Source organism: Acinetobacter sp. S40, assembly GCF_016624705.1.
In the GTDB taxonomy this organism is placed as follows: Bacteria; Pseudomonadota; Gammaproteobacteria; order Pseudomonadales; family Moraxellaceae; genus Acinetobacter.
Genome location: NZ_JACVTU010000003.1, coordinates 339689 through 362702, shown reverse-complemented (window position 1 = coordinate 362702; position 23014 = coordinate 339689). Strand labels below are relative to the sequence as shown.

The 23014-nt window shown below is 38.3% G+C and carries 22 protein-coding genes; 4 read left to right on the top strand and 18 right to left on the bottom strand.

The window, feature by feature from the left end; genetic code table 11:
• Window positions 1–60 precede the first annotated feature (60 nt).
• The 12 genes from lpxA to rimO all read right to left on the bottom strand — a co-directional run bounded on the left by lpxA (window position 61) and on the right by rimO (window position 12414).
• Window positions 61–849 carry an acyl-ACP--UDP-N-acetylglucosamine O-acyltransferase gene (gene lpxA, locus IAE19_RS06740; protein ID WP_200460162.1) on the bottom strand — a complete coding sequence of 263 codons (789 nt, stop codon included), beginning with the start codon at window positions 847–849 and terminating at the stop codon, window positions 61–63.
• Window positions 846–1331: a 3-hydroxyacyl-ACP dehydratase FabZ gene (fabZ, locus tag IAE19_RS06735; protein WP_200460161.1), complete on the bottom strand. Its 486-nt coding sequence runs from the start codon at window positions 1329–1331 to the stop codon at window positions 846–848. The genes lpxA and fabZ overlap by 4 nt, the downstream gene beginning before the upstream one ends.
• Before the next feature lie 7 nt (window positions 1332–1338).
• A complete protein-coding gene (lpxD, locus tag IAE19_RS06730) occupies window positions 1339–2409 on the bottom strand; it encodes a UDP-3-O-(3-hydroxymyristoyl)glucosamine N-acyltransferase (RefSeq protein ID WP_200460160.1) in 1071 nt (356 codons plus the stop codon).
• 3 nt (window positions 2410–2412) lie between these two features.
• Window positions 2413–2913, bottom strand: a complete 501-nt coding sequence (locus tag IAE19_RS06725; RefSeq protein WP_200460159.1) for an OmpH family outer membrane protein — start codon at window positions 2911–2913, stop codon at window positions 2413–2415.
• A 56-nt stretch (window positions 2914–2969) separates the two neighbouring features.
• Entirely contained in the window at window positions 2970–5474 is a 2505-nt protein-coding gene (gene bamA / locus IAE19_RS06720; RefSeq protein WP_200460158.1) for an outer membrane protein assembly factor BamA, read from the bottom strand.
• Between the two features lie 39 nt (window positions 5475–5513).
• Window positions 5514–6869: an RIP metalloprotease RseP gene (gene rseP, locus IAE19_RS06715; RefSeq protein WP_200460157.1), complete on the bottom strand. Its 1356-nt coding sequence runs from the start codon at window positions 6867–6869 to the stop codon at window positions 5514–5516.
• Window positions 6870–6871: 2 nt separating this feature from the next.
• The gene (ispC, locus tag IAE19_RS06710; RefSeq protein ID WP_200460156.1) at window positions 6872–8068 is read right to left on the bottom strand and encodes a 1-deoxy-D-xylulose-5-phosphate reductoisomerase; all 1197 of its coding nucleotides are present in this window, start codon (window positions 8066–8068) and stop codon (window positions 6872–6874) included.
• Complete coding sequence (locus IAE19_RS06705) at window positions 8069–8890, bottom strand: phosphatidate cytidylyltransferase (protein WP_200460155.1); 822 nt, start codon at window positions 8888–8890, stop codon at window positions 8069–8071.
• A 3-nt stretch (window positions 8891–8893) separates the two neighbouring features.
• Window positions 8894–9643 (bottom strand): polyprenyl diphosphate synthase, encoded by a 750-nt coding sequence (uppS, locus tag IAE19_RS06700; RefSeq protein ID WP_200460154.1) that lies wholly within the window; start codon window positions 9641–9643, stop codon window positions 8894–8896.
• 4 nt (window positions 9644–9647) lie between these two features.
• Window positions 9648–10202 carry a ribosome recycling factor gene (frr, locus tag IAE19_RS06695; RefSeq protein ID WP_200460153.1) on the bottom strand — a complete coding sequence of 185 codons (555 nt, stop codon included), beginning with the start codon at window positions 10200–10202 and terminating at the stop codon, window positions 9648–9650.
• An 80-nt stretch (window positions 10203–10282) separates the two neighbouring features.
• Window positions 10283–11011 (bottom strand): UMP kinase, encoded by a 729-nt coding sequence (gene pyrH, locus IAE19_RS06690; RefSeq protein WP_200460152.1) that lies wholly within the window; start codon window positions 11009–11011, stop codon window positions 10283–10285.
• Window positions 11012–11070: 59 nt separating this feature from the next.
• Window positions 11071–12414 (bottom strand): 30S ribosomal protein S12 methylthiotransferase RimO, encoded by a 1344-nt coding sequence (gene rimO, locus IAE19_RS06685; protein WP_200460151.1) that lies wholly within the window; start codon window positions 12412–12414, stop codon window positions 11071–11073.
• Between the two features lie 340 nt (window positions 12415–12754).
• On the opposite strand from rimO, the gene glnL reads away from it, so the two are divergent.
• A complete protein-coding gene (glnL, locus tag IAE19_RS06680) occupies window positions 12755–13864 on the top strand; it encodes a nitrogen regulation protein NR(II) (RefSeq protein WP_200460150.1) in 1110 nt (369 codons plus the stop codon).
• The gene (gene glnG / locus IAE19_RS06675; protein WP_200460149.1) at window positions 13851–15326 is read left to right on the top strand and encodes a nitrogen regulation protein NR(I); all 1476 of its coding nucleotides are present in this window, start codon (window positions 13851–13853) and stop codon (window positions 15324–15326) included. The genes glnL and glnG overlap by 14 nt, the downstream gene beginning before the upstream one ends.
• Before the next feature lie 68 nt (window positions 15327–15394).
• On the opposite strand, the gene IAE19_RS06670 is transcribed toward glnG, so the two are convergent.
• The gene (locus IAE19_RS06670) at window positions 15395–15742 is read right to left on the bottom strand and encodes a hypothetical protein (RefSeq protein WP_200460148.1); all 348 of its coding nucleotides are present in this window, start codon (window positions 15740–15742) and stop codon (window positions 15395–15397) included.
• A gap of 261 nt (window positions 15743–16003) precedes the next feature.
• Here IAE19_RS06670 and rbsK point away from each other — a divergent pair, with 261 nt between their 5' ends.
• Window positions 16004–16942, top strand: a complete 939-nt coding sequence (gene rbsK, locus IAE19_RS06665; protein WP_200460147.1) for a ribokinase — start codon at window positions 16004–16006, stop codon at window positions 16940–16942.
• Between the two features lie 805 nt (window positions 16943–17747).
• Here rbsK and IAE19_RS06660 read toward each other — a convergent pair.
• The 4 genes from IAE19_RS06660 to IAE19_RS06645 are packed head-to-tail and all read right to left on the bottom strand — an operon-like array spanning window position 17748 to window position 21377.
• The gene (locus tag IAE19_RS06660; protein ID WP_200460146.1) at window positions 17748–18710 is read right to left on the bottom strand and encodes a siderophore ABC transporter substrate-binding protein; all 963 of its coding nucleotides are present in this window, start codon (window positions 18708–18710) and stop codon (window positions 17748–17750) included.
• Window positions 18711–18719: 9 nt separating this feature from the next.
• On the bottom strand, window positions 18720–19484 hold the full coding sequence (locus IAE19_RS06655; RefSeq protein WP_200460145.1) for an ABC transporter ATP-binding protein: 765 nt from the start codon (window positions 19482–19484) through the stop codon (window positions 18720–18722).
• Entirely contained in the window at window positions 19469–20431 is a 963-nt protein-coding gene (locus tag IAE19_RS06650) for an iron chelate uptake ABC transporter family permease subunit (RefSeq protein ID WP_200460144.1), read from the bottom strand. The genes IAE19_RS06655 and IAE19_RS06650 overlap by 16 nt, the downstream gene beginning before the upstream one ends.
• The gene (locus tag IAE19_RS06645; protein WP_200460143.1) at window positions 20424–21377 is read right to left on the bottom strand and encodes an ABC transporter permease; all 954 of its coding nucleotides are present in this window, start codon (window positions 21375–21377) and stop codon (window positions 20424–20426) included. Before IAE19_RS06645 ends, IAE19_RS06650 begins: the two co-directional genes overlap by 8 nt.
• Window positions 21378–21772: 395 nt before the next feature.
• On the opposite strand from IAE19_RS06645, the gene IAE19_RS06640 reads away from it, so the two are divergent.
• A complete protein-coding gene (locus IAE19_RS06640) occupies window positions 21773–22258 on the top strand; it encodes an Lrp/AsnC family transcriptional regulator (protein WP_200460142.1) in 486 nt (161 codons plus the stop codon).
• A 184-nt stretch (window positions 22259–22442) separates the two neighbouring features.
• Here IAE19_RS06640 and IAE19_RS06635 read toward each other — a convergent pair whose 3' ends face one another.
• Complete coding sequence (locus tag IAE19_RS06635; RefSeq protein ID WP_200460141.1) at window positions 22443–22775, bottom strand: helix-turn-helix domain-containing protein; 333 nt, start codon at window positions 22773–22775, stop codon at window positions 22443–22445.
• Between the last annotated feature and the right edge of the window lie 239 nt (window positions 22776–23014).

The following is a 23014-nucleotide window of genomic DNA, read 5'->3' as shown; positions in this document are numbered from 1 at the left end:
TTAAAAACAAAAAAGACACATTTGAAATGTGTCTTTTTTATTTGTCAAAGATTAGCAGAATTAACGAATAATACCGCGCTTTGACGACTCAACTGAATCAACCAATAACTGAACTTCTGAAATTTCGGGTAAAATTTCAGTGCGAATTTTTTCAAGTGCCTGTTCAGTCGTAAGACCTGATTTATAGATAACTTTAAAAGATTCACGTAAGCCATTGATCACATTTTTTGACCAACCCTTACGACGCATCCCTTCAACATTCATCCCATATGCGTGTGCAGGATTACCAGAAACCATTACATAAGCCGGTACATCTTTTAAAATTAAAGATGCCCCACCCACCATACTGTAGGAGTCAATTTTACAAAATTGATGAATTCCTGAATTTCCCCCAATAACGACATAATCACCAATATGGACATGTCCTGCCACACCGACATTATTGGCAAAAATATTGTTATCGCCTACCACACAATCATGAGCAATATGAGTATTGACCATTAACAAGTTGTTATGACCAATCTTAGTTAAACTATTATCCTGAATGGTTCCACGATGCAGACTACAGTGTTCACGAATGCGGTTATTATTACCAATTTCCAGCCATGTTTCTTCACCATTATATTTTAAATCTTGGCAAATCTCGCCGACACTGGCGAACTGAAAAATTTCATTATGCTCGCCAATACGTGTAAATCCCCCAATCACAACATGTGAATGAAGTTTTGTACCTGTACCAATGCTTACATTAGGCCCAATTACACAAAAAGGGCCAATCTCGACATCTGGAGCAATTACTGCAGATGAGTCAATAATAGCGGTAGAATGAATTGGATCGTTATTACTCATGCCTGCTCTGTTATCTGGTGCGAAATCATAATTTCAGCGGTTGTTGCTACGATGCCATCAACAGTCGCCGTACAATTATATTTATAAATACCGCGTTTCTGCATGACTAATTCAGATTTTAAAACGAGTTGGTCACCTGCAACAACTTGTTTCTTAAAACGCACTCTCTCTGCACCTGCAAAAAGGAACAAGGAACCTGCTTTGGGCTTCTCATTATTCATGATAAAGCCAAGAACACCTGAAACTTGAGCTAATGCTTCTACAATTAATACACCTGGCATAATTGGATATTCAGGAAAATGTCCTTGCAAAAACTCTTCGTTGATTGAAACATTTTTGTAACCAACGATGGAATTTTCAGTTACTTCAACCACACGGTCAACCAGTAAAAATGGATAACGATGTGGCAGATATTCACGAATGGTTTGAACGTGCATTGGCAATTCAGGGATCGTAAACGCGGGAGTTTTTGACTCAGTCATCATATTTCTATTTACGCAATTTAAAGGTTGATTCAAGAGACTCTATTTGAGCCTGCATATGATCGAGTCGTTTGAGTATTTGGGTCAATGGCACATCTGCTAATTGTCTAAGGCGAACAATTGTTCGTTTCCAATGACTATTTTCAAAAAGTCCTGTTCCTGAAGAATATATACCAGATTCAAAAATACTTTTTGTGACCATTGACATTCCTGTTAATGTCACATTATCAGCGATACTAATGTGTCCTACAAGACCACACGCTCCACCAATGATACAGTTTTTGCCAATCGTAGTACTTCCAGCAATCCCTGTTTTTGCTGCAATAGCAGTATTAGCACCGATGTGTACGTTATGGGCGATTTGCACAAGGTTATCAATAATAACCCCATCTTCTAAAATAGTGTCATCTAAAGCGCCACGATCAATACTGCAATTTGAACCAATCCGAACATCATTTCCAATCTGAACTGAACCTAATTGTACGATTCGATGCCATTTTCCCTGATAAGGGGCAAAGCCAAAACCTTCACCACCGATCACTGTATTAGCATGAATACGAACGCGATCTTTGAGTTTGGTTTCACCTGTTAAAGTCACATGCGAGTCGATAAAACAACCCTTACCAATTTCAACATAATCATCAAGTGTAGAATGGGCAAGAATAGCAGTATTATCACCCACCACACAATTTTTACCAATCACCACATAATGTCCAATATAGGCACTCTCTGAGATTAGAGCCGATGGATGAATTTGTGCTGTGCTTTCAATACCAGTCTGCTCAATTTTTTTCTCAAATACATGAGTGAGTTGAGCAAAAGCCAGATAAGGGTTATTGACGATGATAAAGTTTTTTTGCTGAGCCAATTGATCTTTTAATTCAACAGGAATAATTAAAGCGCCTGCTTGAGAATTTTGTGCGGCTTCTAAATATTTGTCGCCATTCACAAATGAAATCTGACTAGAATTGGCATGTTCAAGACTTGCCAATCCAGTAAAAGTGAGGTCTTTGTTGCCCAAAGGCTCACCTTGAACAAGATGAGCCAAATCTTCCAAACGATAACTGCGTGCTTTCATTGATTATTTAATTGCATTAACCTTTTGAATCATTTTATCAGTTAAATCGTTCTTAGCGTCATAGGCAACTGCAGCATTTTTATTCAAAATAAAGTCTAAATTGTTTTCTTGACGTAATTGTTCAGCAGCTTGTTTGACACGTGTCTCAAAAGTGTTATTCATGGTCTGCAAAGTCCCTTGAACACGGGACTGTAAACCCTGCTGTGTTGAATTAAACTCGCTTAATTTGGTCTGATATTGCTGATTGAGCTTTTGCACATCAGCCTCTTTCATATTACGACCTTCAGTTTCAGCTTTTTGGCGTAAGCCATCCAGTTCTTTACCTAACTGTTCAAGTTTTGTCGTGGTCGGTTTCACCGATTGATTCAAGCTGGCATTTTGTTGCTTAAGATAAGTACTACTATCTACAACTTTTGCCAAATCTACAAAGCCCACGCCCGCAGCCTGCGTTAAGCCAGATATAGCTAAACCGAGACCCAATACAACTGTTGCTAATTTATTCATTTTCACTTCCCTATACAGGAGTATTTTAACAATTAATCACCCGAACAGAGACCGTACTAGAAAGTACGGCCAATTTCAAACTGAATTTCCTTGGTTTCATCACCATCTTTATCATTTAATGGGAATGCGTAACTTAATGATAGAGGACCAATCATGGTAATCCACGTAAAGCCGACACCCACACTATAACGAAGATTGCTTAAATCCAAATTATAATTATCTTTACAATATTTTTCGGCATCAACAGGAGTTGTAGAGCCATTTAAATAAAGATTACCAGTGGCTGTTTTACATTGAGTATCAAAAACTTGACCGCCTTCAGCAAACAGTACAGGACGAACTTGACGTGTCCAATCACCTTTAAATGGTAGTGGTAAGGCAAGTTCAGCACCAAATTGTACTAAGGCATTACCCCCAACTTCCTCTGGATCCCAGTCACGTGTTTTACTTTCATTATAAGTCACACCTGGATATTTAGGACCCAAGGTATTGACATCATAACCTCGCACCGAACCATAACCACCGGCAAAGAAGTTCTTATAGAATGGCAAATCATTACCATAACCCAACTTACCATAACCACGTAATACAAAATCGTGACCTAATGGGAAATAAGCCTGAGTATCATAAGTGACTTTTTGATAATCTACATCACCACCAGGTAAACCAACTTCGAGATTTAAACGATGATACATCCCGGATGTCGGGAAAATTGGACGGTTTAAAGTATTGTACGACCAACCCAGATTTAAGTTATAAGTAAAGAACTCACCTTCAAACTCATTATCGTAAGGGAGCATCTGGCCAGTACATTCGTATTCATTTGTCTCTGAATTCAGCTCATAATCACCATCACAATATGAACCTTGACCTGTCGCTTTACCGCCATTTTTAAGCAAGTAATCACGTACATACGTCGAAACATATGGACCTGTAGTGACTTTGGTATTATCAACACCAATAGATGCACTTAAGTTCTGGTTTTCATCAATTGGATAACCAAAGCTTAAACTACCACCAATACTGTCAGTTACATAGTTACTAACGTTATAGTCATCATTTAGCTTGGTTTTGCGATAGTACACGTTATAACCACGACTTACTCCATCAATCGTAAAGTAAGGATCGGTTACACTCAGGTTATAGTAATCCTGTGTTTCTGAACGAGATAAATCAATTGCAACACGATTACCTGTGCCTAAGAAATTGGTCTGACTCAAACCTGCCTGAAACGTCACACCGCCACTTTGAGAGTACCCCACTGCCAAAGTAGTGGTTCCAGAATGCTGTTCCTCAACATTGACATTCAAATCCACCTGATCGGGCGAATTAGGCACACGAACTGGCTTAACATCAACGGTTTTAAAGAAGCCTGTACGCTCAAGTCTTACCTTGGACAGGTCAATTTTTTCATTACTGGCGAGTGCACCTTCCATTTGACGCATTTCACGACGTAAAACTTCGTCAGAGGTTTTACTATTTCCAGCGAAGTTAATGCGGCGCACAGTAACTTGTTGACCCGGGTTAATATAATAATTCATATCAACCGTACGAGTTTCATTATTAATTTGCGGAACCATGTTCACATCCGCAAAGTAATAACCTGCATTTCCATATTTACGCAATAATAATTGCTTCACCGCATTCACTTTTTCTTGCGAATAAGTGTCACCATCTTTATAAATTTTTAATGCCTGCAATTCTTCAGGCTTATACAGCGCATCACCTAGAAACTTGGTTTCACCAAATTTGAATTGCTGGCCTTCATCCACAGAAACCTCAATAAAGATGTGTTTTTTATCTTCACTGATATTTAATTGTGAGTTATTGATATTGAAGTTGATATAACCTTTATTCAAATATAATGCGCGCAATGCTTCAAGGCTTGCAGCCATTTTTTCACGTGCATAACGGTCATTACGAGTGACGACAGAAGCCCAGCCCGATTCTTTAACTGCAAAAACCTGCTTAATATCATCATCATTAAATACAGTGTTACCAATGATATTAATATCAAAAACCTTTGCAGGCTTACCTTCATAAAACTCGATTGTTAAATCTACACGGTTATTCGGGCGAGCTGTCGTCGTGACCTTAATATCCGCATCATAACGGCCTTGCTGCGTGTATTGTTGCTCAAGTTCTGTTTCAAGAGTTTGTAAAGAAGATTTTTTAAGAACTTCCCCTTCAGCAACACCCATTTTCTTTAAGCCATCCTGTAAGGCTTCTTTAGGGATTAGCTTATTACCTTTAAATTCAATTTTTGAAATAACAGGACGTTCTACAACCTTGAAAACCAAAACATCATTTTGCTTATAAGTTTGAATATCATCAAATAAGCCCGTCGCATAAAGCGTACGAATGGCATCAGCAATGGTTGGATCGTCAACACGATCGCCACTGTTTATCGGCAACATGGTATAAACATTTGCAGGAGTTAAGCGAACTAAACCTTCGACTTTAATATCTCGTGCAATGAAGTCATTCGCTGCATATGCTTGTTGTACTGCCGCCATAGCACTAACAAGTGCCAAAGGCATTAATAAATGTGTGTGCCGCATGCCAGATTTTTCCAGTAAGTTAATTTTTCCATCTAAACGTTATAAACGCATAAAATCATTGAAGAGAGCCAAGAGCATCATACTGCCGAGCAGTACCATACCAATTTTTAAGCCCATCATTTGTATTTGTTCGGAAACAGGTTTACCGCGAATTGCTTCGATAAAATAATAAACCAAATGTCCGCCATCCAACATAGGAATAGGTAATAAATTTAAAATTCCAAGACTTACACTCATAAGTGCCATAAATGAGATAAAAGTTTGCCATCCCATTTCAGCACTTTGTCCTGCAACTTTAGCAATAGTAATAGGACCAGATAAGTTTTCGAGTCCAATTAACCCGCGAAACATTTTCACAATCGAATTTAAAATCATGCCAGAAATTTGCGTGGTTTTATCCACTGCCATAACTAAAGCTTGCGCAGGATTATACTGGATGGTTTGCTTGTATTCGGCGGGGATAGTGACTTTACCCGGATTGCTTTGGACGCCAAGCATTCCCGTCGTATTTCCCATATTGTCACGTTTACCTTGTGGCATGACGTGCAAGTGCACCACTTGCCCACCACGAAGTACATCCATAGTGAGCAATTTTTCAGGAGATTTCTGTACTATATCAACAACATCAAACCAATCATTCATCTTGATACCATCAATTGAAAGGATTTGATCTCCTACCTTCATACCTTGACGAATTGCGGCGCCATCCTCACTTAACTGGTGAATCACAGCAGGCATCGCAGGGCGATAAGGCAAAAATCCAAGTACATCCAGAGCAGATTGGGACTGATCTTTTAGAAAGTCACGAATAGGCAGAGCAACACTTTTTTGAGCACCCTCACGATCCACTGTCATTTGAATCTGGCCAGTTTCACCCGCTCGATCAACCAGTGCAAAGTTTAACTTTTCCCATGTCGGTGTTTGTTTTCCATCGATCGATAGCACTTTATCGCCAGCATGCAAATCCACTTGAGCCGCTGGTGTATTCGGCAGGATTTTGCCAATACGCGTATTTAGCTGTTCTTGAGATGGGATAAATAAAATCCAGAATAATACAATCGCGAATAACAAATTAATGACGGGACCTGCTGCCACAATCGCAATTCTTTTCCAAGGCGGTTGACGGTTAAATGCATAAGGCAAATCAGCTTCTGCTACATTTCCCTCACGCTCATCCAACATTTTGACATAACCACCCAGTGGCAATGCTGAAAGTTGGTATTGAATACCTGATTTTTTAGAGATCCATTTGAATAAAGTCGGACCAAAACCAATCGAATAAACCAAGACCTTGACACCAAGCTTACGCGCAACCCAGTAATGTCCAAATTCATGAATGGCAATAAGTGGTCCAAGCAACAGAATTGCTGCAACGATGATAAAAAGAATATTCATGTTCAGCCTCCTGCGTTAGCCACAAATTGATGCGCAACATCACGGGCTAATCGGTCTGTATCCAAAATGATTTCAATACTCTGTGCCGAACCATTTTGCACGTGATTGAGCGTATGCTCAACCACTTCTGGGATCATGGTAAATTTTATTTTCAAATTCAAAAATGCCTCAACAGCAATTTCATTTGCAGCATTCAAAATGGTAGGAGCTAAACCTCCATCACGCATAGCTTGACGTGCGAGATTTAAAGCTGGAAACTTTTCAACATCCGGCTGCTGAAAGTTAAGATGTGAATGCGTAAATAAATCAAGTGCAGCAACATGTGTATCTAATCGCTCTGGCCATGCTAATGCATGAGCGATTGGCGTACACATATCAGGATTTCCCATTTGTGCCAAAGTTGAACCATCAATATATTGAACCATTGAATGAATAATACTTTGTGGATGAATTACAACTGTAACAAAATGTTCAGATATTGAAAACAAATGACACGCTTCAATAAGTTCCAAACCTTTATTCATTAAAGTGGCAGAATCAACTGAAATTTTTTGACCCATTGACCAATTTGGGTGCTTACAAGCCTGCTGTGGTGTAACCTGATGCAGTTGCTCAAGTGAATGATTTAAGAATGGGCCACCAGAAGCGGTAAGTAAAATTTGCGACACACCCAACTGAGGTTGCCCATTGCGCTGTATATTTAAGTAATTATGTGGCAATGACTGAAAAATCGCATTATGTTCAGAATCAACAGGTAGTAATAATGCTTTGTGATCACGTGCTGCCTGCATCATGATTTCACCAGACATCACTAATGCTTCTTTGTTAGCAAGCAACACCCTTTTACCTGCCTTGATAGCAGCAAGTGTAGGCAAAAGTCCCGCTGCACCAACGATGGCAGCCATTACTATATCAACTTCAGGACTTTCAGCAATCGCTATTAAGCCTTGCTCTCCAGCCAATATTTCAATATCAGAAACGTCTAAAGCAACCAACTCTGCACGAAGTTCATCCACTTTTGATGCAGGCACAACAGCAATTTTAGGCTGATATTGTTTGCATATCTGAGCCAACTCCTTAATGCGACTATAAGCCGTTGCTGCAAAAAGCGTATACTTATCGGGATGACGATCCAATATTTTTAATGTACTTTGACCAATTGAACCCGTCACACCAAATATACAAACAGATTGAGTCATTTATAGATCTACACCAATGAGCTTTAATAAATACATGCCTGCTGCAAAAATTGGAGCTGCTGCCAGTAAAGAGTCAATACGATCCAGCACTCCGCCATGACCCGGTAAAATACGCCCAGAATCTTTTATGCCTGCACGGCGTTTCACCATAGATTCAAATAAATCACCTAAAACTGAGGCAAAAACTGTAACCACAGACAGAATCAGAAATAGCAGATGTTGAGCAAAAGTCAAACTTAGATAATTAACCTGCACCACTACAATAATAATGATGGCTAACCCTACGCCACCAATTAATCCTTCAACAGATTTATTTGGGCTTACTGTAGGGGCAAGTTTATTTTGACCAAATTTGCGTCCAACAAAATAAGCACCAGAATCCGCCCCCCAAACAAGCAGAAACAAATACATCAACCACCATGGAGAACTTTGCCAAACTTCAAAGATCGCTGTAACTGCCGCACTTACGAGTATCACGCCAATAACATAAAGCGTACTGTTATACCAACCATCATATTCAGGATAAGATTTAACCCAAAAGCTACTCACCAGCCATGTCAGAATAGATGCACACCATAACAGAATTGCAATTTCATTATAATAAAGTGCTAATGCAGATAGCAGTGAAACAACAAGCCCATACGCCCATGCATTCGGTTTAAATAACGCCACATCTCTTGGCATTAATTTAAACCATTCGTAGCCAGCCACCCCAGCCGCTACAATCATTAACCCAAACATTGGATAGTGTGAACTGGTAGCAAACATACAAGTGAGTACCACGGCTACCAATACCAATGCGGTAATTATCCGCTCTAACATTTATTAATTCTCAATTTTCTCTTGGTGGATTTGTTCAGAAGTCTTACCAAAACGTCGTTCGCGTCCTGCAAACACATCCAAAGCACGATCAAATTCTTTTACAGAAAACTCCGGCCATAGCGTTTCAGTAAAATAAAATTCGGCATAAGCAGCCTGCCAAAGCAGGAAATTAGACAAGCGATAATCACCACCTGTACGAATAAGCAAATCAACAGCAGGTAAATTGTTTAGACTAATTCGCCGATTAAAAAGCTGAGTATCTATTTGCTCAACATCCAATACCCCTGCTTTTACATCCAGCGCAATTTGTTTTGCAGTTTGCGCAATATCCCACATACCCCCATAACTAATGGCGATAGTTAAAGTCATGCTGTCAAAACTAGCAGTCTGCTGTTCAGCATGCAACATCAATTCTTTTAAATGTGGAGATAAGCGAGATCTGTCACCAATGAATTGCAGGGCAATATTGAATTTTTCCATTCGTGGTAACTGTTCATGAATTGTCTCTTCGAGCAATTTCATCAATAAATCGACTTCAAATTGCGGACGATTCCAGTTTTCACTAGAAAAGGCAAATACGGTTAATGCCTGAATACCTTTACTTCGACAGTGCTCAACAATTGGATCTAGACTGTTCTTTCCTTCACGATGCCCATCTCCTTTTTGCATTTGATTTTTTTTAGCAAAACGGTTGTTGCCATCCATAATGATGGCAACATGTTTTGGAAGATGAAGCTCTTCTGAAGCGGTCATAAAATCAGACCTTCATCAATTCAGCTTCTTTTGCTGCCAAGCGTTTATCAACTTCAGCAACATATTTATCGGTAATTTTCTGAATATCATCACCTGCACGGCGTTCATCATCTTCAGAAATTTCTTTATCTTTTAAAAGTGATTTGATATCGCCCAATACATCACGACGAATATTACGAATTGCAACTTTGGCATTTTCAGCTTCTGAACGTGCAACTTTTTGCATATCACGACGAGTTTCTTCAGTAAGTGCTGGTAAAGGCACACGGATTGCATCTGCTGTGATTGGGTTTAAACCTAAATCACTTTCGCGAATTGCTTTATCGATCGCTGAAACCATCGTACGTTCAAATGGTTGCACAACCAATGTCCGTGAGTCTTCAATACCTACGTTAGCTACCTGATTTAATGGCACATCAGATCCATAGTAAGAAACCATTACACCGTTTAGAATGGATGGATGAGCACGTCCGGTACGAACTTTTGCAAAACCCTGCTCAAGTGACTCAAGGGTTTTTTGCATGCGTTGTTCGCTGTCTTGTTTGAGATCGTTAATCATATGATCTTCCTTACTTATTCATTCAAGGTGTAATTGCTAAATTAGTCGAGTAGTATAAAGAGCTTTCTACGTCACGTACATTATTTCGTAACGTGAGTCCCTTCTTTTTCACCCATCACGACAGATAATAGTGCGCCAGCTTTATTCATATCAAAGACTTGAAGCGGTACGTTATGATCACGGCATAAACAGATTGCGGTTAAATCCATCACACCCAACTTTTCATCCAATACCTGATCGAATGTTAAATGATCATACTTAACCGCATCGTCGTATTTACTTGGATCTTTATTATATACGCCATCAACTTTAGTCGCTTTTAAAATTAGGTTGGCTTCAATTTCGATACCACGCAAACACGCCGCTGTATCTGTAGTAAAAAATGGATTACCCGTACCAGCAACAAATACGCAAACCTCACCCTGACTCAAGTGACGAATGGCATCACGGCTTGAGTAAGATTCAACCACCGTACCAATTGGAAGCGCAGACATAAGACGAGTTTTGATGTTACGACGCACTAGAGCATCACGCAGTGCAAGACCATTCATAACAGTTGCCAACATACCCATTTGGTCACCAGTTACGCGCCCAACCAACCCATCTTTTTGCAGTTGACTACCACGATACAGGTTTCCACCACCAACAACGATACCCACCTGAACGCCCAATCCAACCAGATGAGCAATGGACAATGACATTTGATCAAGCACTTGTGCATCGATCCCCATGTCTTTATTGCCCGACAATGCCTCACCAGAAAGTTTGAGTAGAATACGTGAGTAACGGGGGCTGTTAGAATCCGCCATGGTAAGCTCCAAAAAACAATGTGTAAAAAATAAATTTTGTTCGTTGCAACATAAAAGCATCAAGCTGATTTAATTGTAATCAACTTGGCAAATAAATCGTATTCATCTGCATCGGTAATTTCGACTTCAAGTAAATCACCTGCCTGAATTTTTGATTTATCAATATCTTCGACAAAGACATTACCATCAATTTCAGGCGCATCAGCATAAGAACGCGCTACTGCAACTGGATACTCATCTTCGAGACTATCCACTAAAACAGTCATGGTTTGACCAATGCGCTTTTGCAGTTTAGCCGCAGAAATTGCCTGCTGAACCTGCATAAATCTTTCATAACGCTCCTGCTTGATCTCTTCAGGCACATGATCCGGCAAGTCATTGGCTGTTGCACCCTCAACTGGCGAATAAGTAAAACAACCCACTCGATCAAGCTGCGCTTCTTGCAACCAGTCTAGAAGAATCTGAAAGTCTTCTTCTGTTTCACCAGGAAAGCCAACAACAAATGTAGAACGAATAACCAAATCTGGACATTTTTCACGCCATGTTTTTAGGCGATCAAGCGTATTTTCACTATGGGCTGGTCGCTTCATCAATTTTAAGACGCGCGGACTGGCATGCTGAAAAGGGATATCAAGATAAGGAAGAATTTTGCCTTGTGCCATCAAATCGATTACGGCATCGACATGAGGATAAGGGTAAACATAATGCAAACGCACCCAGATACCAAGTTGACCAAGGGCTTCACACATATCATAAAATTTGGTTTTTACAGGCTGACCATTCCAGAAGTCCAACTTGTATTTGGTATCAACGCCATAAGCTGAGGTATCCTGAGAAATGACCAACACTTCTTTTACACCAGCACGTTTAAGCGCAGCCGCTTCTTCAAGCACTGAACCGACTGGACGGGAAACGAGATCACCACGCATGCTTGGAATGATGCAGAATGTACAGCGATGGTTACAACCTTCAGAAATTTTTAGGTAAGCATAATGCTTAGGTGTCAAACGAATACCTTGTTCAGGCACTAGATCAACAAAAGGATTATGTTGAGGTGGCGCAGGGACATATTCATGTACAGCTTCCATCACATCTTGATAGGCCGCTGCACCCGTGACCTTTAAAACATTAGGATGCATTTGACGAATTTTGTCTTCATCTTTTCCTAAACATCCAGTCACAATGACACGACCATTTTCACTCATGGCTTCGCCAATCGCGTCTAATGATTCTTGTACCGCAGATTCAATAAAACCGCAGGTATTTACTACAACCAAATCAGCACCATCATAATCTGATGCGACCTGATAACCTTCAGTACGTAACTGAGTTAAAATTCGTTCAGAATCTACCAATGCCTTAGGACAACCTAAAGATACAAAACCGACTTTGGGGGACTTCATGAATCTGCACTCCACTAGAATCCGCGTATTGTATGACGTTTCTAGCAATAAAAACAGGTGGAATATGAACAGTTCGTTTAATGCACCAAAATACAACCAATATTTTTATTAAAAACAACTATTGCACCATTATGATTCAATTTAAGATGTTATCTCATAAAGCTTGTTTTTAAATCGATCACAATTCATCTATTTTGCTCATTTTTAATACAGACTTAGAACCAAGGTGTTTTCTACCCAAAGTTGGCGTGTATTTTGCTTAACTTATGTCCCATTACAGGGAAAAACTGGATTAAATGAAAATGTCATTGCGCTATTTTAAGACAGGAAACATTTTCTAATGGATCAAAGAGAGACCATTGACTATCGACTTTTAGTCGATAACTTAACCACTGCGATATTATTGGTCGATAGTGACCTGAATATTTTTTATCTCAATTCTTCATGCGAAGCGTTGTTTGATATTAGTTTACTTCGTGCCTCAGGTTTACCTGTGCTCAATCTTTTGCACTCACCCGATGACACCTTCAACACCCATGAAGCACTTTTAAATACACTTCACTCAGGTCAACACTATACGCGCCGTGAGGCCACCATTAATGTTAATTTTAAAGATATACACGTTGATTATTCTGTTTCAGCCTTAAATACAGGCAAAAATTATCATCCTTTATTATTGATAGAGCTTAATCCAATTGATCGGATGCTCAAAATCTCTAAAGAAGAAAATTTGATTCAACAACATCAAGTGGCACGTCAGTTGATTCGTGGAGTTGCCCATGAAGTTAAAAATCCGTTAGGGGGTATCCGCGGTGCAACTCAATTACTGGCACGTAGTTTAAAAGACCCTAAATATACAGAATTTACCGATGTCATTATTAATGAAGTTGATCGTTTAAGAAATCTTGCAGATACCATGCTTGGTTCGCGTCAGTTGCCAAGTTATGAAGATGTCAATGTGCATGAGCCACTAGAACGAGTACGCTCTCTTATTGTGAATCAAACCAAGAAGAAAATTAAAATTACTCGTGACTATGATTTGTCATTGCCTGATGTCAAAGCAGATCGTGATCAACTCATTCAAGTTATGCTGAATATTAGCGTCAATGCCATTCAGGCAATGACAGAGAATAAAGAGTTTTTTGTTGATCATGAGCCTGAGCTAATCTTAAGAACCCGTATTCAACGCCTTGTAACAATTAATGGTTTATTAAATCGATCTGCTGTACGCATTGATATTGAAGATAATGGTCCAGGCGTACCACAAGAGATTTTAGAGTCCGTTTTTTATCCTTTAGTTACAGGACGAGCCAAAGGAACAGGACTTGGTTTAAGTATTGCACAAAATATTATGCATCAACATAACGGAATGATCGAATGTCAGTCCGTCGCTGGAAAAACAACATTTAGCTTATATTTACCTTGGGAGTCAGACCGTGTCGCGAAATAAAATATGGGTAATTGATGATGACCGCGCCATGCGCTGGGTATTAGAAAAAACATTCAAAGAAGAAGGCTTTGATGTAACTAGTTTTGAAGAAGCTCAAACCGCTTTGGATCAACTTTCCAGCGATGCGCCAGAAGTGATTCTGACCGACATCCGTATGCCAGGTATCGATGGTCTCACCTTTTTAGGTAAAGTAAAAAATAATTATCCTGATTTACCCGTCATTATTATGACAGCACATTCAGATCTGGAATCAGCAGTATCAAGCTATCAGACTGGTGCTTTTGAATATTTACCTAAACCTTTTGATATTGATGAAGCCTTAGCACTGGTTCATCGGGCAATTTTGCATGTCAATAAATTACAGCAACAAGAAGCTGCAAAAACAACGGCTCCAGTTCAATCAACTGAAATTATTGGTGAATCCCCTGCCATGCAGGAAGTTTTCCGTGCCATTGGACGATTATCACAATCACACATTACGGTATTAATTAACGGTGAATCTGGTACAGGTAAAGAGCTGGTCGCTCATGCGCTACACAAACATTCACCACGTAGCAGTAAACCTTTTATTGCACTAAATATGGCTGCGATTCCGAAAGACTTGATTGAAACAGAGCTTTTTGGCCATGAAAAAGGGGCTTTTACAGGAGCCAATACTCAACGTCAGGGCCGTTTTGAACAAGCCAATGGTGGCACACTATTTTTAGATGAAATTGGTGATATGCCTTTTGAAACCCAAACCCGATTGCTACGTGTGTTAGCCGATGGTGAGTTTTATCGTGTAGGCGGACATATTCCTGTACGAGTTGATGTGCGTATTGTCGCAGCGACCCATCAATATCTAGAAAAATTGGTGAATGAAGGGCGCTTCCGGGAAGACTTATATCATCGTTTAAATGTTATTCGCATTCACATTCCAAAACTTGCACACCGTAGCGAAGACATTCCGATGCTGGCACAACACTTTTTAGCCCGTGCAGGCAAAGAATTAGGAGTTAGCCCCAAAATTCTACGTCCAGAAACCACAGATTATATGCAGCAATTACCGTGGCCTGGGAATGTTCGTCAACTTGAAAATACCTGCCGCTGGTTAACTGTCATGATCACGGGTCGCGATGTTTATCCAGAAGATCTACCTTCCGAGCTGAAACAAATTCCTATTCAAAAATCGGGGGAACAAACATCAACACCAACGGGCGTTGATCGCATTTCATTACATCATTGGGATGAATTACTAGGCCAATGGGCAATTCAAAAATTAAAAAATGGTGAAATGAAAATTCTGGATATGGCCACCCCCATGTTTGAGCGAACCTTAATTAATGCAGCCCTACAACAAACCCGTGGCCGTAAACGCCATGCAGCCGAACTATTGGGTTGGGGACGTAACACGCTTACACGTAAGCTCAAAGAGCTAGGTATTGCCGCTGAAGATGATACCGAAGAAGAAGCAGAAATATAAACCGCTTTATTAAAATACAATCAAGGGCAGCTAAATAGCTGCCCTTGATTGTGCGAGAAAATATTTCATCAAGCAACTTTAGGATACTGAATCGATTTACCCGCAACTAATTCTGTAACTGCATTACCATTGAAATCAAGTTCAAGAATATGATTTTCAGCAGAAATACGGTATTTTGAGATAAGGGGCTGTGATCCATATGCTGTTTCAATCACATATTCATCCACAATATTCATAATACCTTCTAGGTTGGTACTGGTTGAGGCAAAATCATGCTCGAATAAATCATAAATTTCATTTAAGTTGAATGTATCACGTAAAAGAGCAGGATGTTTTTTTACCTCATTCTCCAAAAAAGATACAAGTCTATGCGCAAAAAAATAATAATTTGGTTTATGAGTATATTCTAAATTCATCTTCTTCCACTCCTGAGAACATCATTCATTTTTATGTCACCATTTAGTTTTAAGAATTTAAGCTTAATTTTTTCTTAACAAAAATGATTTAAAATACAAATTCTCACAATGCGAAAAACCAATACATTTAAACCAACTATTTTAGTTGGATTAAAATCATTAGAAAACAGCAAGATAATTTTTCTCTTACACATTTGTAATGTAAGGAATAAATTAGGCTCGTTACAATTAAGCAATAAATCTCAAAAGCGATTGTCCAAAATGAAAAATAGTTTTTTTGATATGGTGATTTTAGGCAGCGCAAATGTTGATTATATTTTAAACGTTAAGGATTTTCCCACCTCTGGACAGACGATTACAGGAACAAATTATAAAATTGCTTTTGGTGGAAAAGGCGCTAATCAGGCAGTGGCTGCTGGACGCAGTGGAGCTAATGTTGCTTTTATTGCCCGTGTCGGGGATGACGAGGCAGGCAACCATATTAAAACTCAACTAGAAAAAGATCATGTCAATACACAGGCAGTTCAAAGCACAACCAACCAAAATACTGGAGTCGCATTAATCTTTGTAGATCAGCATGCAGATAATTTCATTGGTATTCATGCTGGAGCCAACGCCGCCTTAAATGTTGAATATGTTAAACAATTTTCAAACCTAATTCAAAATGCCAAGTTATTATTATTGCAGCTTGAAACACCTTTGGACAGCATCATGACTGCTGCAAATATTGCCCATGACGCTGGAGTAAAAATTATTTTAAACCCTGCGCCAGCGCAGCCATTATCCCCAGACCTTTTAAAAATTATCGATTTCATCACTCCGAATGAAACTGAAGCAGAAATTTTAACAGGCATTAAAATTCAGAATCTGAGTGATGTGCAAAAGGCAGCGCAAATTCTTCATGGGTATGGCATAAAAACAGTGGTGATCACGCTAGGAGCTCAAGGAGTTTGGTTAAGTGAAATTGATCAAGGACAACTCATCCCTGCTTTTGCAGTGGATGCAATAGATTCAATTGCAGCTGGAGATACTTTTAATGGAGCTTTTGCGACCGCTTTGCTTGAAGGCAAATCAAACAAGGACGCAGCCCAATTTGCCAATGCAGCAGCAGCGATTACTGTAACGCGATATGGTGCACAATCCTCTATTCCATCTCGCACTGAAATTGAAACCTTATTAAACGAAAAACTAAAAATATAGAAATAGCACAGTTTGGTTTTAATACTAGTTGGACAGAAATTAAGCTGCTTGGTATATTTAGCAGCCTTGATGTCTAGTTCATTGTTAAAGTCATTTTCAATACAATCAATCTTGTTCTTTTACTTCAATGTTCTTGGGTTTAATTTATACATATGGCCAATGCTTGGCCATCAGCAATGACTACACTCCGATAACCATCAAGATAATTAATTGGCTTAAATTTGGCAGGATCGGAATTAATTTAAAATATAGCTTCACATTTATGCATATTTACCTCAAAATATTGCTTAAGAATTACTAAACACATTTAAGAATACTTAACGTAGAAGCGTAAAAAACGGGAATCGTTCAGTGCCAAGTGATATTACTTTTGTATTAGCGGCAATCTTAATTCTTCTTTTAATTTTGTATTACATACAAAAAAGCAAATAAAACCAATAATGTAGTGTTTATTTCACAAAATAATAGACAGAACTTTCTAGATATTTGTTTACCAATCATTCAAAAACCTATTTAATATAAGTGAATTAGAAAAATTATTTCATTTTCATCATTGGATTCCCTCATGACTATATCTGTCAATATTCTGTTAGTGCTCATATTTATAGTTGTCTTTCTATATATTATTAAGAATCATTAATTGATATTCTTTACAGCATCAAATATATCATTTGCTTCTAGCATCTGGTATCTAAATCCGACCTCCTCTCTATCCAAATGTTTCCACCACTGAAAAACAATCAATGACAAGCCATAAAATGGTGAAACAAAAACGCAGATTATACTGCGTTTTAAGTATATCAATTTAGTCATTTACAGCATTTGAAACCTCTTTAACCATTGCTTTCATGCCGCCCAAACCATTATTCATCAGATACCAGTTACTAGAATCCAAATACACAATATGACCATTTTGAGCAGCTTTGGTCCTATTAACAATAGCATTACTTAAGACCTGCTTGGCACCATCTTTTTTCTCGCTAATAGCAGCACCACGATCAATCACAAAAATATAATCGGGATTTTTTTGGGCGATAAATTCATGTGAAATCGCCATACCATGTAAACCCACTTTTATAGAGGGATCGACTGGCGTGAAACCATAGAGATCATGAATATTACCAAAGCGAGAACCCGCACCATAAGCAGCAATTTTGCTATTATTGACCATAATGATCAATGCTGTCTTTCCTTGGGTTCTTTCTTTTAAAGTAGCAATATCAGACTCAAGCGTTTGTAATTGTTGTTCAGCTTCAGCTTTCTTGCCCACCATTTCAGCGATATTTAAAGTTTGCTGCTTAAATGAGTTAAATTGATCATTATAATCAACATCTACAAAGTACGTTGGAGCAATAGTTTTAATTTCGTTGATCACATTTTCCATACGACCGCTCATCAAAACCAATTGAGGCTGACTAGCGGCCACACGTTCTAAATTTGGATCCTTCACGGTGCCAACATCTATATATTTTGAATCATTAAAATTTCTTAAAACGTGAGGTAAAGGCGTTCCTTTAGGCAAAGCGACTACTTTATCATCCGCCCCAAGTTCATGAATGGTATTTAAAGCATTCGTATCCAATACCGCAATTCGGGAAACATTTGCAGGAATTGTAATATCTCCCGCTTTACTACTAAATGTTAAAATATCATTGGTTGCATTCTTTGCAGTATTGCCCTGCTCCAATTGTGTAGGTGTGTTTGAATTACTGCAACCCACAAATATTAATGTGAATAGTGTTGCAATGAACGTTTTCTTAAGCAACATAGCCCTCTCCTAACTAATAAAATAAAGTCCTAATTTATGGCGATCCACTTCCTGAATCGGAATATGGAAATCAAAAATTTTCTCTAAAATCGCTTCATTCATAATTTGCTGTGGTGAACCCACATAGGCGAGCCGTCCATGTTTCATCGCAATAATCTGATCTGCATACACAGACGCAAAGTTGATATCATGGATCACTACGATAATAGATTTATCATGATTGACTGCCAGATCTTTCAAAACACGCATAATTTGTGCTGAATGCTTCATATCTAAATTATTTAGAGGCTCATCAAGCAAGATATAATCGGTGTCTTGAGCCAAAACCATTGCAATATAAGCACGCTGACGTTGTCCACCCGATAACTCACTTAACTGTCCATGACGTAAATCTTCCAGATCCATATAATTGATAGAACGATCAATAATGCGATGATCCTCAGAAGTTAAACGTCCTTGTGAATATGGAAATCGACCAAAAGCTACCAAATCTTCAATCGTTAAACGCAATTCGGTATGATTGGATTGTTTTAAAATTGCCATTTTTTTAGCAATTTCAGCACTTTTCATGGCATACATATCCAGACCATCAAGAAAAACCTGCCCTGAATCGGGTTGAGCTAAACGACTTATCATGCTAAGGATCGTACTTTTGCCCGCACCATTAGGACCAATAAATGCAGTAAATTGACCTTTGGCAATGCTTAAAGAAACGTCATCTACCACTTTCTGACTGTGATAACTTTTACTTAAATGTTTTAACTCAATTGCCACTTTTTATTTTCCTTTAATAAAATCCAGAAGAAATACACTCCCCCAACAAAGTTGATAATCACACTCAGCGTTGTTTTATTATTCAAAATATGTAGCACCACAAATTGCCCAACAATAAGAGACAAAATACTGACTAAAATAATGCCTACCAATAAAATGTGGTGGCGATGAGTTTTAAACAATTCCAACGTGATATTAAGAACCAATAGTCCCAAAAACATCATTGGACCAGCCAATGCGGTAGCCGATGCCAGTGCCAATACCACTAAAATTAAAAGCGTTCGACTGGTCTTGTCATAGTCCAGCCCAAGATTAAGAGCATGTTCACGACCTAAAGCCATCACATCAAGTTGGTTATGATTTTTAAGTGCATAAATAAGAATAGGTACAACTGTTATTAAAGCCAGAATAACAATTTCGATTTTTACAATATTAAAGCTTGCAAAACCTGCATAGGCTGCAATCTGAAATTCATCAGGATCTAGCAAAACCTGCAGAAAAGTCGTCATGCTGTCAAATAAAGTGGCACAAATTAGCCCGACCAATAACAGAAAATAAATATTCTGCTCTGCCACTTTTTTAAAAATAAAACTATATAAAAGCAGTGCAAAGCCCAACATCAATCCCAAACTAATCACATAATCCATGACAAAATTCATGGAAAGTAAGGTACTAGCGCCAAAGAAATAAATAATCAGTGTTTTAGAAAGCTCATATAACTTATCTAAACCCAATGCCTGTGGAGTGACCACACGATTATTAACAATACAATGAAAAACTAAAGTTGAGATTCCGACAGCAACACCCGCAACAAGAATAGCTGCTACCGTTTTTAAACGCAGGTTGACTGCAAATTGCCAGCCTACACCCAGCCCCCAACCCAAATAAAAAATAATAGAGACAAGCGTAATGACAGAAAGAATTAATAACTTGGTTCGATTATGCATAGAGATATCTCCTGAGCAAAAGCCACAAGAAAATTACACTACCCAAGACTCCCATAATGAGACTGACCGAGACCTCATAAGGAAAAATAACCACTCGACCAAATACATCACACAGCAACACCAGAATTGCCCCTAACAATGCAGTATGTGACAAGGTTTTACGAATATTGTCCCCCAAATACAGGCTCACCAGATTAGGGACAATCAAGCCTAAAAAAGGGATCGCACCTACGGTTACAATCACCACTCCTGTAATTACAGACACCAAAATCAAACCAACAAACATGGTATGCTTGTAATTTAGTCCTAAATTAGTCGCAAAATCTTCACCCAGACCTGCCAACACAAACCGATTCGCAAATACATAGATAAGTAGTAAAACAGGTAAACTGAGATAAATGAGTTCGTATTGACCATTTAAAATGGTGGAAAAATCTCCCTGCAACCACCCAGCCAAACTTTGCAACAAATCCATTTGCAATGCGATAAAAGTGGTAAATGCAGAAATAATGCTACCAAAAATCATACCAACCAAAGGCACAAATACCGTATCACGATGTTTTAAGGTCGCCAGAATGCTCATAAATGCCATTGCACCGATCAAGGTCACAACAATGGCAAAACCCGTTCTCATAAAAATAGAAGCACTGGGCAATAGAATAATTGAAACAAGCACCCCCAATCTTGCACAATCATAAAGACCTGCTGTGGTCGGTGAAACAAAGCGATTACGGCTTAAAGACTGCATAATCAGGCCACAAACACTCAGACCTGCACCCGCAACAACAATGGCCATCAAACGCGGCAAACGGCTGGTCCAAAATAATTGCCAATCCTGCGAATTGCCAGCCATTAGACCAGAGAAACTCACATCACCCACTCCAACAAATAATGAAGTGAATGCAAGCAAAATTAGGAGGAGAAAAAGATAGCGCCGCTTAATCATAGCGAATAAAAATAAAATTCATATAAAACTTAAAAAAAGCTTAAAACATTAAAATAAATTATCATAAATGAGAAGATTTATCATTCCGCATTTATTTAAAAAGTTAGCTAATTTTAAAATAATTTATTTATTTCATATGCTTACAACAATTTCAACAAAAATTTGTTTTGTTTAGCTTTGTAAATAAAAATGCCGCAAGCATATTTAAAGGCACCCTTCCTTCATATATGCTCCCGGCATCATCAAAGCCACCACCCTAATGTCTTTGATTTATAAAATTATTTTATCTTGAATAAATAAGAATTTTTTACTTAATTTTTTTAAATTACCCATGCTTTTGGTATAATATTCCGATATATTCATTATTTACAGAATATTTTCCTTTGGTTTAAGTTTTGAACAGTACAGAATACATACTAGATCGTATTGATCGGAAAATTTTATCTGCCTTACGTCAAAATGGTAGATTGACCATTGCTCAACTCTCAGAACAAGTCGGCTTATCTTCATCGCCTTGTTGGACGCGTTTGAAGCGTCTAGAAACCTTAAAAATTATTGATGGATATACCGCCAACATCAATCCCAAAGCAATTGGGATTAAGGATTTATTTTTTATTGAAATTACACTTGAACGTCATGACGACGAAATGCTAGAAAATTTTAGTCAGGCGCTTGCGGATATTCCCGAAGTCATTGAAGCGCATTTGGTGACAGGTGAATATGATTATCTGGTCAAAGTTGCCGTAAAAGATGCTGAACATTACGAGCGTTTTTTAAGAAAAAAACTTTACTCAATCAAAGGAATCCGTCATACACGCTCTACGTTTGCTTTGCGTCCTCTGAAATCAGCAAATTCGGCTGATTTGATGTTGATTGAATAAGTTTAAGATATTTACTGCAACTCAACCCAAGTTATGGTTTAATACGCTCAGTTTGAGATGAGCCTCATACAGTATATGGCTTGATTCATATACGACTAGCCCCGCAATGCGGGGCTTTTTAATATCTATGTTAAAAAATAATAAATACTTTTAAAATCAAATATTTCTATTCATTCTACAGCACTTAACACTTGGATTGAATCAAAGTATAGATTAATTGTTTTAGTTGATTTTGCAAATCAGGAGAAAGCTGAATAAATAATGCATCTATAGGCATATGCTGCCAATCTTGGGTTAATTCCTCATTCTCATCTAAGTATTCCGCTAATAAAAAAATTTGAGCAACGGAACAACCAAAAGCTTCTGCTAAATATTGAAGTATTGCAGGACTGTATCCTTGATTTCCATTTTCAAGATTTGAAATATTACTTTTTGAAGTATGTGAAAAGTCTGCAAGCTGTTGTTGAGTCCAACCCTGCTTTTTTCTTAAATACCGTATTGCATGACCTATATCCATTAATTGATACTATCGGGATATAAGCAAATGCGTGTATTTTCGTACAATACTAAAAACAAAAAAAATATTGTTTAGCAAAACAATAGTTTTGTATTACAATACTTAAATGATAAATAATAGAATTGAAATGAGTAATTTAAGTGTGTATACCACCCGACTAAATAGCAGAATACGGAATGAACTTGCAAAAATGCTAAACACTTTAGGCATCTCGGTTGTGAATGTTAAGGAATTAGAGA

Bases quoted from the DNA above. Each gene is read 5' to 3' on its own strand.
- IAE19_RS06725 (WP_200460159.1), bottom strand. From the start codon at position 2,913: ATGAATAAATTAGCAACAGTTGTATTGGGTCTCGGTTTAGCTATATCT.
- pyrH (WP_200460152.1), bottom strand. From the start codon at position 11,011: ATGGCGGATTCTAACAGCCCCCGTTACTCACGTATTCTACTCAAACTT.
- lpxA (WP_200460162.1), bottom strand. From the start codon at position 849: ATGAGTAATAACGATCCAATTCATTCTACCGCTATTATTGACTCATCT.
- fabZ (WP_200460161.1), bottom strand. From the start codon at position 1,331: ATGACTGAGTCAAAAACTCCCGCGTTTACGATCCCTGAATTGCCAATG.
- glnL (WP_200460150.1), top strand. From the start codon at position 12,755: ATGGATCAAAGAGAGACCATTGACTATCGACTTTTAGTCGATAACTTA.
- IAE19_RS06645 (WP_200460143.1), bottom strand. From the start codon at position 21,377: ATGATTAAGCGGCGCTATCTTTTTCTCCTCCTAATTTTGCTTGCATTC.
- bamA (WP_200460158.1), bottom strand. From the start codon at position 5,474: ATGCGGCACACACATTTATTAATGCCTTTGGCACTTGTTAGTGCTATG.
- IAE19_RS06705 (WP_200460155.1), bottom strand. From the start codon at position 8,890: ATGTTAGAGCGGATAATTACCGCATTGGTATTGGTAGCCGTGGTACTC.
- lpxD (WP_200460160.1), bottom strand. From the start codon at position 2,409: ATGAAAGCACGCAGTTATCGTTTGGAAGATTTGGCTCATCTTGTTCAA.
- IAE19_RS06670 (WP_200460148.1), bottom strand. From the start codon at position 15,742: ATGAATTTAGAATATACTCATAAACCAAATTATTATTTTTTTGCGCAT.
- frr (WP_200460153.1), bottom strand. From the start codon at position 10,202: ATGATTAACGATCTCAAACAAGACAGCGAACAACGCATGCAAAAAACC.
- rbsK (WP_200460147.1), top strand. From the start codon at position 16,004: ATGAAAAATAGTTTTTTTGATATGGTGATTTTAGGCAGCGCAAATGTT.
- IAE19_RS06650 (WP_200460144.1), bottom strand. From the start codon at position 20,431: ATGCATAATCGAACCAAGTTATTAATTCTTTCTGTCATTACGCTTGTC.
- IAE19_RS06635 (WP_200460141.1), bottom strand. From the start codon at position 22,775: ATGGATATAGGTCATGCAATACGGTATTTAAGAAAAAAGCAGGGTTGG.
- uppS (WP_200460154.1), bottom strand. From the start codon at position 9,643: ATGACCGCTTCAGAAGAGCTTCATCTTCCAAAACATGTTGCCATCATT.
- rimO (WP_200460151.1), bottom strand. From the start codon at position 12,414: ATGAAGTCCCCCAAAGTCGGTTTTGTATCTTTAGGTTGTCCTAAGGCA.
- IAE19_RS06660 (WP_200460146.1), bottom strand. From the start codon at position 18,710: ATGTTGCTTAAGAAAACGTTCATTGCAACACTATTCACATTAATATTT.
- rseP (WP_200460157.1), bottom strand. From the start codon at position 6,869: ATGAATATTCTTTTTATCATCGTTGCAGCAATTCTGTTGCTTGGACCA.
- ispC (WP_200460156.1), bottom strand. From the start codon at position 8,068: ATGACTCAATCTGTTTGTATATTTGGTGTGACGGGTTCAATTGGTCAA.